At 73.2% G+C, this 10176-nt stretch carries 7 protein-coding genes and 1 pseudogene; 3 read left to right on the top strand and 5 right to left on the bottom strand.

The window, feature by feature from the left end:
* From iolD to iolC, 3 genes and pseudogenes are all read right to left on the bottom strand, one after another.
* A partial coding sequence (gene iolD, locus ABZY33_RS31980; RefSeq protein WP_356495212.1) for a 3D-(3,5/4)-trihydroxycyclohexane-1,2-dione acylhydrolase (decyclizing) occupies positions 1-1838 on the bottom strand: 1838 nt, incomplete at its 3' end.
* Positions 1835-2722 carry a 5-deoxy-glucuronate isomerase gene (iolB, locus tag ABZY33_RS31975; RefSeq protein ID WP_356495211.1) on the bottom strand — a complete coding sequence of 296 codons (888 nt, stop codon included), beginning with the start codon at positions 2720-2722 and terminating at the stop codon, positions 1835-1837. The genes iolD and iolB, both read right to left, overlap by 4 nt.
* Positions 2723-4121: 1399 nt before the next feature.
* Positions 4122-5084, bottom strand: a pseudogene (iolC, locus tag ABZY33_RS31970) (5-dehydro-2-deoxygluconokinase); the annotation flags it as partial.
* Between the two features lie 162 nt (positions 5085-5246).
* Here iolC and ABZY33_RS31965 point away from each other — a divergent pair.
* Both ABZY33_RS31965 and ABZY33_RS31960 read left to right on the top strand, forming a co-directional pair.
* Positions 5247-6158: a sugar phosphate isomerase/epimerase gene (locus ABZY33_RS31965; protein WP_356495210.1), complete on the top strand. Its 912-nt coding sequence runs from the start codon at positions 5247-5249 to the stop codon at positions 6156-6158.
* A 282-nt stretch (positions 6159-6440) separates the two neighbouring features.
* Positions 6441-6641 (top strand): MerR family transcriptional regulator, encoded by a 201-nt coding sequence (locus ABZY33_RS31960; protein WP_356495209.1) that lies wholly within the window; start codon positions 6441-6443, stop codon positions 6639-6641.
* Positions 6642-6688: 47 nt separating this feature from the next.
* Here the strand turns inward: ABZY33_RS31960 and ABZY33_RS31955 are convergent, their stop codons facing one another.
* Positions 6689-7726, bottom strand: a complete 1038-nt coding sequence (locus ABZY33_RS31955; protein ID WP_356495208.1) for an alcohol dehydrogenase catalytic domain-containing protein — start codon at positions 7724-7726, stop codon at positions 6689-6691.
* Between the two features lie 185 nt (positions 7727-7911).
* Here ABZY33_RS31955 and ABZY33_RS31950 point away from each other — a divergent pair, with 185 nt between their 5' ends.
* The gene (locus ABZY33_RS31950) at positions 7912-8244 is read left to right on the top strand and encodes a heavy-metal-associated domain-containing protein (RefSeq protein ID WP_356495207.1); all 333 of its coding nucleotides are present in this window, start codon (positions 7912-7914) and stop codon (positions 8242-8244) included.
* A 546-nt stretch (positions 8245-8790) separates the two neighbouring features.
* Here the strand turns inward: ABZY33_RS31950 and ABZY33_RS31945 are convergent.
* The gene (locus tag ABZY33_RS31945; protein ID WP_356495206.1) at positions 8791-10089 is read right to left on the bottom strand and encodes a citrate synthase; all 1299 of its coding nucleotides are present in this window, start codon (positions 10087-10089) and stop codon (positions 8791-8793) included.
* Between the last annotated feature and the right edge of the window lie 87 nt (positions 10090-10176).

The raw sequence follows: 10176 nt of genomic DNA, 5'->3' as shown, positions 1-10176 counted from the left end.
GAGTGTAGTCGTTTACTCAGGCGCAAACTACATAACCCCCCCATCCGGGTGCCGCCCTTCCCCCCCCCCCCCCCCCCGGGGGGGGGGGGGCCCCCCCCCCCCCCCCCCCCCAACGCCGTACGCAGCTCCGCGACGGTCTCCGCCCGGTGGACGTCCATTCCCAGGCTCGCCGCGTTCGCCGCCAGGTCCACCGGGAGCGGCGGGCCGGTGTAGGCGCCGCTCTCCTCGTCCCGGTACCGGTAGGCCGTCGCGAACCCCTCGGCGCCCACGGCCGCGGAGAGGCCCCCGATCGAGGCGTACCCGTGGTTCTGGAGCAGCACCACCTTCACCGGGATGCCCTCCTGCACCGCGGTCACCAGCTCCGTCGGCATCATCAGGTACGTGCCGTCGCCGACCAGCGCCCAGACCGGCCGGCCGGGCGCGGCGAGCGCGACGCCGATCGACGCCGGGATCTCGTAGCCCATACAGGAGTAGCCGTACTCGACGTGGTACTGGTCGCGCGAGCGGGTGCGCCAGAGCTTGTGCAGATCGCCGGGGAGGGAGCCCGCCGCGTTGATGAGGATGTCCTCGTCCGTGACCAACTCCTCCAGTACGCCGAGGACTTGGGCCTGCGTCGGCCGCCCGGTACCGCTGCCGGGGGCGTAGGCGGTGTCGACGGCGCGTTCCCAGCGCTCCTTGCCCTCGGTGTACTCGGCGACGTACGCCGGGTCCGCGCTGTGGCCCCCTAGGGCACCGGTCAGCGCCGTGAGGCCCTCGCGCGCGTCGGCCACCAGCGGCAGCGCGGCCAGTTTGTGCGCGTCGAAGGCGGCGACGTTCAGGTTCAGGAAGCGGACACCGGGGCGGGCGAAGAGCGTGCCGGACGCCGTCGTGAAGTCCGTGTACCGGGTGCCCACGCCGATCACCAGGTCCGCGGCCGCGGCCAGCGCGTCGGCGGTGGCGGTGCCGGTGTGGCCGATGCCGCCCACGTCGGCCGGGTGGTCGTGGCGCAGCGCGCCCTTGCCCGCCTGCGTGGACGCCACGGGGATGCGGGTCGCGTCCGCGAGGGCCCGCAGCGCCTCCTCCGCGCCGCTGTGGTGAACGCCGCCGCCCGCGACGAGCAGCGGGCGCCGTGCCTGGCGGACCGCGGCGGCGGCCGCCGCCAGTTCGGCGGGCTCCGGGCGCGGCCGGCGGACCGGCCACGTGCGCTCGGCGAAGAACTCCACCGGCCAGTCGGCCGCCTCCGCCTGCACGTCCTGCGGCAGCGCCAGCGTGACCGCGCCGGTCTCCACCGGGTCGGTCAGCACCCGCATCGCCTGGAGCGCGGCGGGGATCAGTTGCTCGGGGCGCGCGATGCGGTCGAAGTACTTCGACACCGGGCGCAGGCAGTCGTTGACCGACACGTCGCCCGCGTACGGCACCTCCAGCTGCTGGAGCACCGGGTCCGCCGGGCGCGTCGCGAACACGTCGCCGGGGAGCAGCAGCACGGGCAGGTGGCTGATCGTGGCCAGCGCCGCGCCCGTGACCAGGTTGGTCGCGCCCGGGCCGATGGACGTCGTGACGGCGTGGGCGCAGAGGCGGTCGCGCTGGCGGGCGTAGCCGACCGCCGCGTGCACCATCGCCTGCTCGTTGCGGCCCTGGTGGAAGGGCATCTCGTCGCCGTACTGCACGAGGGCCTGGCCGAGGCCCGCCACGTTGCCGTGGCCGAAGACGCCCCAGGTGGCGCCGATCAGGCGGGTGCGGGCGCCGTCCCGGGAGGTGTACTGGCGGGTGAGGAAGCGGACGAGGGCCTGGGCCGTGGTGAGCCGGACCGTGCCGGCGCCGGGGCCGGGCCTGGCCGGGTCCGGTGCGGGTGGCGTCACCTGTATCCCTCCGTCGCGTGGTCGGGGTGGAAGCAGATCTTCCACTCCCGTTCCTGTCCTGGCCCCGCCATCACGTTCAGGTAGTACATGGCGTGCCCCGGCTGGGCGATCGACGGGCCGTGCCAGCCGTCCGGGACCAGGACCGCGTCGCCGGTGCGCACCTCCGCGAGGAGGTCGGTGCCGCCCGGGCGGGACGGGGACACCCGCTGGTACCCGTACCCGGGGGTGCCGGTGGGGGCGGCCTCGATCTCGAAGTAGTAGATCTCCTCCAGGCACGTCTCGACGCCCGGGCGGTGCTCGTCGTGCTTGTGCGGGGGGTACGAGGACCAGTTGCCGCCCGGGGTGATCACCTCCACCGCGATCAGCTGGTCGCAGTCGAAGGTGTCGGCGGCGGCGAAGTTGCGGACCTGGCGGGCGCTCGTGCCGCTGCCGCGCGCCTCTACGGGTACCTCCGGCGCGGGGCCGTGACGGGCGGGGAGTCGTCGCCCGCACTTCGCTCCTGCCAGGGCGAAGCGGCCTCCCGCGCCGGAGGCGATCTCTGCGCGGCTGTCGCGCGGTAGGTACGCGAAGTCGGTCGGGCCGCTGAATACGTCTGCCCTGCCCAGCAGTTCGAAACGCCGGGTCTCGGTGGCGGGGGTCTCGGTGGCGGGGGTCTCGGTGGCCGGGGCCGGCGCGGCCCGGGTGTCCACGTCCACCGCGCAGCCGCCCGTCAGCGGGAGCACGATCCATTCGCAGTCGCCCGTGTCGAGGACGTGCCGTTCGCCCGGCGCCAGTTCGAGGACGCGCAGCGCCGCCCGGGACCAGGTGGGCAGCCCGGTCTTGTCCGGGTCGACGAGCAGGGCGTACGGGCCGTCCGACGCGGTGCCGTGGGGGAGGTACGTCATCCCTGTGTTTTCCTCCTTGGGTCGGGGCCGGAGGGCGGGGTCGCGGGTACCCGGCCTACAACAGGCTTACCGCCGTGTCGACCGCCCGCGCCACGTCCCCGTCCGGCGGGTACAGCAGCGAACGTCCCACCACCAGGCCCTGCACGGTGGGAAGGCGCAGCGCCGCGCGCCACTTCTCGTACGCCGCGTCCTGGTCGCCGTCCTTGATGTCGCCGCCGAGCAGCACGGCGGGGAGCGTGGAGGTCTCCATGACGCGCGCCATCGCCTCGGGGTCGTCCGTGACCGGCAGTTTCAGCCAGGTGTAGGCGGAGGAGCCGCCGAGGCCGGAGGCGACGGCGATGGACCGGACCACCGCGTCCGGGCTCAGGTCGTTGCGCAGCAGCCCCGTGCCCGGGTCGCGGCGGGTGACGAACGGCTCGACGAAGACCGGCAGTTCGCGGGCGGCCATGGCGTCCACCGCGTGGGCCGCCGCCTCCATCGTGCGGACGGTGCCCCCGGTCGGGTCGTCGTAGTCGAGCCGCAGCAGGAGCTTGCCGGCGTCGAAGCGGTGGCGGTGCAGGTCGGCCGGGGCGTAGCCGGTGAAGCGGTCGTCGAGTTCGAAGGAGGCGCCGGCGAGGCCGCCGCGGTTCATCGAGCCGATGACGACCTTGTGGTCGAGGGCACCCAGGAGGAGCAGGTCGTCGAGGACGTCGGCGGAGGCGAGGACGCCGTCCACGCCGGGCCGGGACAGGGCGAGGCAGAGCCGGGCCAGCAGGTCGGCGCGGCCGGCCATGGCGAGCGGCCGGTCCCCCGCGGCCAGCGCGCCGCGGGCCGGGTGGTCGGCGGCGACGATCATCAGCCGGGCCTCGGCCCCCGGCAACAGTGCCCGCCGCTCCCGCCGCGAGGCAGCCTCCGCGACGGCCCCGGGCCGCACGGCCCGAAGCCGCGCCAGTGCCCGCAGATCGGACGGATCGAGAACGGCCCGCGCCCCGGGCGGGCCGGCAGCGACCTGGCGCGCGGCAGGGCCCGCCCCCGGCGCCCCGCCCGGACCAAAAGCCGCCCGCCGACCAGGTGCGGCCGGGTGTGCCGTGAGGGCGGGGCCGCCCGCCCGGTCTGCCGTGGGTGCGGCCCCGCCCACGCCTCCCGTCGCGGGGCCCGCCCCCGCCCCCGCCTTGGGCAAGCTGCCGCCTGGAGCGGCAGGGTGGCGGCCCCCCAGCGCCGAGCCACTGCCCTCATCAGGCCGAACACCATCACCGGACACAAACCGCCCCGGGGTCGTCCCATCGGCAGCACCCCCCAACGCCGGACCACTGCCCTCATCAGGCCGAACACCATCGCCGGGCACGAACCGCCCCGGGGCCACCACACCGGCAGCACCCCCCGACGCCGCTTCCCCACCACCCCGCACCACACCGGCGGCCAGCACCGCCTCCACCTCCCCCCGCACCGGCATCGCCGAAGAGCACTCGAGGCGCGACGCCACGATCGCCCCGGCCGCGTTGGCGAACCGCATGACCCGGCTCAGCTCCCATCCGGCCAGCAACCCATGGCAGAGCGCCCCGCCGAACGCGTCGCCCGCCCCCAGCCCGTTGAGGACGTCCACGGGCAGCGGGGGCACCCGCGCCGTCCGCCCGTCGGACGTCATCGCCAGGACACCCCGGGGGCCCTGTTTGACGACCGCGAGCCGCACCCCGAACCCCAGCAGGGCGCGCGCCGCCGCCACCGGCTCCCGTTCGCCCGTCGCGATCTCCACCTCGTCCACGTTGCCGACGGCGACGGTCGCGTGCCGCAGCGCCTCCTCGTAGTACGGGCGGGCCGACCCGGGGTTCTCCCAGAACATGGGCCGCCAGTCGAGGTCGAGGACCGTCTCCCCGGCGGAACCGGCGGAACCGGCGGCCGGACGCGCCCGGTACGCCATCGCCTCCAGCGTCGCCCCCCGGCTGGGCTCCGCGCACAGCCCCGTCCCCGTCACCCAGAAGACCCGCGCGTCCCGCACCGCCTCCAGGTCGAGTTCGTCCGCCGTGATCTCCAGGTCCGGCGCCTTGGGCTGCCGGTAGAAGTAGAGCGGGAAGTCGTCCGGCGGGAAGATCTCGCAGAAGGTGACCGGGGTGGGCAGGCCGTCGACCGGGGTCACCCAGCGCGCGTCGACGCCGAACCGGGCCAGCTCCGCGCGCAGATAGTCGCCGAACGGGTCCCGCCCCGTCCGCGTGATCGTCGCCGTGCGCACTCCGAGGCGGGCCGCCGCCACCGCCACGTTCGTCGACGACCCCCCGACGAACTTGCCGAACGCCGACACGTCCGCGAGTCCTCTGCCCGCTTGCAGCGGATACAGGTCCACCCCGATCCGCCCCATCGTGATCAGGTCGAACGCGGCGCGGACCATACGGGGTTCCCTTCGACGAAGACGTGACGCAGACGTTCGGCGGGACGCGGCGGGCGGGCCTGCTGCCAGATCTAGTCCCGTTCGCACCCCCCTGTCAACATTTTGTCCTGACATTCGGACCATGCCTTGACACCTTTTCCGGGGTCCCGTGAGGCTGGTGCCATGACGACCCGGACATCACGGACAGCACGCATCCGCATCGGCTCGGCTCCCGACTCCTGGGGCGTCTGGTTCCCCGACGACCCCCGGCAGATTCCCTGGCAGCGCTTCCTCGACGAGGTCGCCGCGGCCGGCTACGAGTGGATCGAGCTGGGCCCGTACGGGTATCTGCCGAGCGACGCGCGCGTGCTCGCCGAGGAGACCGGGCGGCGCGGCCTGCGGGTCTCCGCCGGCACCGTCTTCACCGGGCTGCACCACGGACCCGCCGTCTGGGAGCGCACCTGGGACCACGTCGCGTCCATCGCCGCCCTCACCCACGCCATGGGCGCCCGCCATCTCGTGGTCATCCCCTCCTTCTGGCGGGACGACAAGACCGGTGCGGTCCTGGAGGACGCCACGCTCAGCGCCGAGCAGTGGGGACACCTCGCCGCCGGGACCGAGCGGCTCGCGCGCGAGGTCGGCGAGCGGTACGGGCTGCGGGTCGTCGTCCACCCGCACGCCGACACCCACATCGACACCGAGGAGAACGTCGCCCGGTTCCTCGACGCCACCGACCCCGCCCTCGTCTCGCTCTGCCTGGACACCGGGCACTACGCGTACTGCGGCGGCGACAGCGTCAAGCTGATCGAGACGTACGGCGCACGCGTCGGCTACCTGCACCTCAAGCAGGTCGATCCGGCCGTGCTCGCCGAGGTGCGCGCGCAGGGCACCCCCTTCGGGCCCGCCGTCGCCCGGGGCGTGATGTGCGAACCGCCGCGCGGCGTACCGGAGCTGGCGCCCGTGCTGGACGCCGCCGCCCGCCTCGACGTCGACCTCTTCGCCATCGTCGAGCAGGACATGTACCCGTGCGAGCCGGACGTGCCGCTGCCGATCGCCCGCCGCACCCGGGGTTATCTCCGTTCGTGCGGCGTGTAGGCGCCGGCGGCTGCGCGCGGGCCGGGTGCGTTGCGGGTCGTCCGTAAGGGACTGTCCCGGCACGCACCGGTTCATGCCTCCGCCACGCGCCCTTTTTGCAACGCTCACGTCACAAAAGCCCCGCTCTTGCCACACATGTCCGCCCTACGCGGGTTCTGCGTCACAGGGGTCCCACAAGCCCTCCCTCGTCTCGGCGCGCATCGTTCTCCGGGCGCAGGGTGAGTGATCGCCGGCGGCCACCCCCGAGCCGCCGTCGCGACGCCCTCCAGGGAGGAGCCACCGATGACCGACCGCAGGCTCTGGTCGTACAAAGAGATCGCCGCGCACATCCGCGTCCAGCCGGACACCGTCCGCTCGTACCGGAAGCACGGTCTGCTGCCGCCCCCCGACCACGTGGAGAACGGCAAGCCGTTCTGGTACGCCGACACCGTCCGCCGCTGGGTCGCCTCGCGCCCCCGCAACCGGGGCCGCGAGAGAGACTGACGGTGACCCACGCCGTCCGGGGCGCCCGTCCGACGGGCGCCCCGCCCTCAGCGCGCGAACGGCTCGATCAGCGTCACGCCCGCCCCGGGCGCCGTCCCCATCGCGGTGAGCGCCGGGCCCGCCTGCGCGAGCGGGATCACCGACGTGACCAGCGCCTCGGGCCGCAGCACACCGCCGCGCACCAGCTCCAGCATGGCCGGATAGGCGTGCGCGGCCATCCCGTGGCTGCCGATCAGCTCCAGCTCCCACGCGAGCGCCCGCCCCATCGGCACCACCGGGTCCGTGGGCAGCAGCCCGACCTGGACGTGCCGGCCGCGCCGCCGCAGCCCGTTGACGGACGCCGCGCAGGTCGCCGCCGATCCCAGCGCGTCCAGCGACAGGTGCGCACCGCCGCCGGTCAGCTCCCGTACGGCGGCCGCCACGTCGTCCACCGCGGACGCGTCCAGGCAGGCGGCCGCGCCGAACCCCGCGGCCAGTTCGAGCGCGCCCGGCGCGATGTCCACGGCCACCACCCGGGCCCCGGCCGCCGCCGCGATCATCACCGCGGACAGGCCCACGCCGCCGCAGCCGTGCACCGCGACCCACTCCCCCGCCGCGACCCGGCCGCGCCGCACCACCGCGCGGAACGCGGTCGCGAACCGGCAGCCGAGCCCGGCCGCCGTCCCGAACGCCATCCCCTCCGGCACCGCCACCAGGTTCACGTCGGCGTGGTCGAGGGCGACGTACTCGGCGAAGGAGCCCCAGTGCGTGAAGCCGGGCTGCGTCTGGCGCTCGCACACCTGCTGGTCCCCGGCCGCGCACGCGGCGCAGCTCCCGCAGGCGCAGACGAAGGGGACGGTCACCCGGTCCCCGGGCCGCCATCGGCGCACCTCGGCGCCGCTCTCCTGGACGACTCCGGCGAGTTCGTGCCCGGGTACGTGCGGCAGCACGATGTCCGGGTCGTGCCCCTGCCACCCGTGCCAGTCGCTGCGGCACAGGCCGGTCGCCTCGACCCGCACGACGACACCGTGCGGCGCGGGCGCCGGGTCCGGCACCTCCCGCACCCCGGCCGGCCCACCGAACCGCTCGAACACGACGGCGCGCATCGGTCCACCTCGATCTCCCTGACGGCCCCGGACGGTCCGGGCTCCGCAGGCCATGGTGCCGGGCCGCGATCCTCCTTGGAGGTGTACCCCCTAGGGGTATAAGGTCGGATGGGTCAGGAGGTACCTGGGGTACCCGGCCGCGTGGCCCGCCACCCGGCCCTTCGGCTTCGAGCAAGGAGAACGACATGAGCGCCCAGACCGAGCTGCACCAGATCGGCGCCGAGGCCGCGGCGGCCGCGCCCGCCGAAGGCGGCTGCTGCGGCGGCGCCTGCCACGGCGAGGCCGCCGCCCCGGCCGCCGAGGGCGCCGTCACCACGGTCTACGAGGTCTCGGGCATGACCTGCGGCCACTGCGAGGGCGCGGTGACCGAGGAGCTGTCCGCGCTCGCCGGTGTCTCCTCCGTCCAGGCGGTCGCCGCCTCCGGGAAGGTCACCGTCGTCTCGGCGGCCCCGCTCGACGAGGAGGCCGTGCGCGCCGCCGTCGACGAGGCCGGGTACGAACTCCTCGGCGCTCGCTGACCGCCGCCGGGCTGCCGAATCCGAGGATCGCGGGGGTCACAATGGCGTTCTCTTCGGTATTTGTGGTGACAAACGGTCCGCGACTTCGCAGATTCATCTAGCCAGGCCTGGACCTCCACATAATCCACACGGCACAATTGCAGCACTCTCACGCACGAGGCCCACTTCTACAATTCGGGTCTCTTGCGTACACACGGGACATAAGCAAGAGACGCAGATCACAGCGGTGAGAACGTAACCCTTTGCCGGTCCCGTGAGTCTAAGGAGGCGATGCAGGAACGTCTTGGGGGGCGTTCCGGTGTCGGACGGGACCGTCTTGGGGGACGGGACCGACTGCGTTGGCCGGGGCACGTGCACCGGGGAGCTTGAGCGGCCCACCCGTGCGTACGTGTTCCGGCGGCCGACGCGGCCACAGACGCCCGGCCGGATCCCGTGGGGGGAATCCGCACCGGGAAAAGGAGAGCGCCCCGACTGTCGACCCGTGGGGGGATCGACAGCGGGGCGCTCTCCGCCGCTCCAGGCGGCCGCCGCCTCAGCGGCAGCGGCTCAGCGCTGCTCGACGGGGACGAAGTCCCGCTCGACGACGCCGGTGTAGATCTGGCGCGGGCGGCCGATGCGCGACCCGGGCTCCTTGATCATCTCGTGCCACTGGGCGATCCAGCCCGGCAGCCGGCCGAGGGCGAACAGGACCGTGAACATCTCGGTCGGGAAGCCCATGGCCCGGTAGATCAGGCCGGTGTAGAAGTCGACGTTCGGGTAGAGCTTGCGCTCGACGAAGTAGTCGTCGGCCAGCGCGTGCTCCTCCAGCTTCAGCGCGATGTCGAGCAGCTCGTCGGACTTGCCGAGCGCCGAGAGGACATCGTGCGCCGCCGCCTTGATGATCTTCGCCCGCGGGTCGAAGTTCTTGTAGACGCGGTGCCCGAAGCCCATGAGCTTCACGCCGTCTTCCTTGTTCTTCACCTTGCGGATGAAGGTGTCGACGTCGCCGCCGGAGGCCTGGATGCCTTCCAGCATCTCCAGGACCGACTGGTTGGCGCCGCCGTGCAGCGGGCCCCACAGGGCCGAGATGCCCGCGGAGATCGACGCGAACATGTTGGCCTGCGAGGAGCCGACCAGGCGCACGGTGGACGTCGAACAGTTCTGCTCGTGGTCCGCGTGCAGGATGAGCAGCTTGTCGAGCGCCGAGACCACGGTCGGGTCCAGGTCGTACTCGGCGGCCGGCACCGAGAACGTCATGCGCAGGAAGTTCTCGACGTAGCCGAGGTCGTTGCGCGGGTAGACCACCGGGTGGCCGACCGACTTCTTGTACGCGTACGCCGCGATCGTCGGAAGCTTGGCGAGCAGGCGGATCGTCGAGAGGTGCCGCTGCTTCTCGTCGAAGGGGTTGTGGCTGTCCTGGTAGAAGGTGGACAGCGCGGAGACGACCGAGGACAGCATGGCCATCGGGTGGGCGTCGCGCGGGAACCCGTCGTAGAACCGCTTGACGTCCTCGTGCAGCAGGGTGTGCTGCGTGATCTCGTTCTTGAAGGTGGAGAGCTCGTCGACGGTGGGGAGCTCGCCGTTGATCAGCAGGTACGCCACCTCGGTGAAGGTGGAGCGCTCGGCCAGCTGCTCGATCGGGTACCCGCGGTAGCGCAGGATGCCCTCTTCGCCGTCCAGGTAGGTGATCGCGGATTTGTAGGCGGCGGTGTTGCCGTATCCGCTGTCGAGGGTCACCAGTCCTGTCTGGGCCCGGAGCTTGCCGATGTCGAAGCCCTTGTCGCCGACGGTGCTGTCGATCACCGGGTAGGTGTATTCGCCATCGCCGTACTGGAGTACTACAGCGTTGTTGGTGTGCTCGCTCACGTCTCGTCCCTCACCGACGTAGTGCCTCTTCTTCGAGGTGCCCTGACTGTCTCTACCATCCCCCACTTGGCCCAGCAGAGTGCACTC

It is taken from the genome of Streptomyces sp. NPDC006552, from assembly GCF_040611655.1.
Classification (GTDB): domain Bacteria; phylum Actinomycetota; class Actinomycetes; order Streptomycetales; family Streptomycetaceae; genus Streptomyces.
Note: the sequence above shows the minus strand (reverse complement) of the source record. Positions and strands in the feature narration are given on the sequence as shown.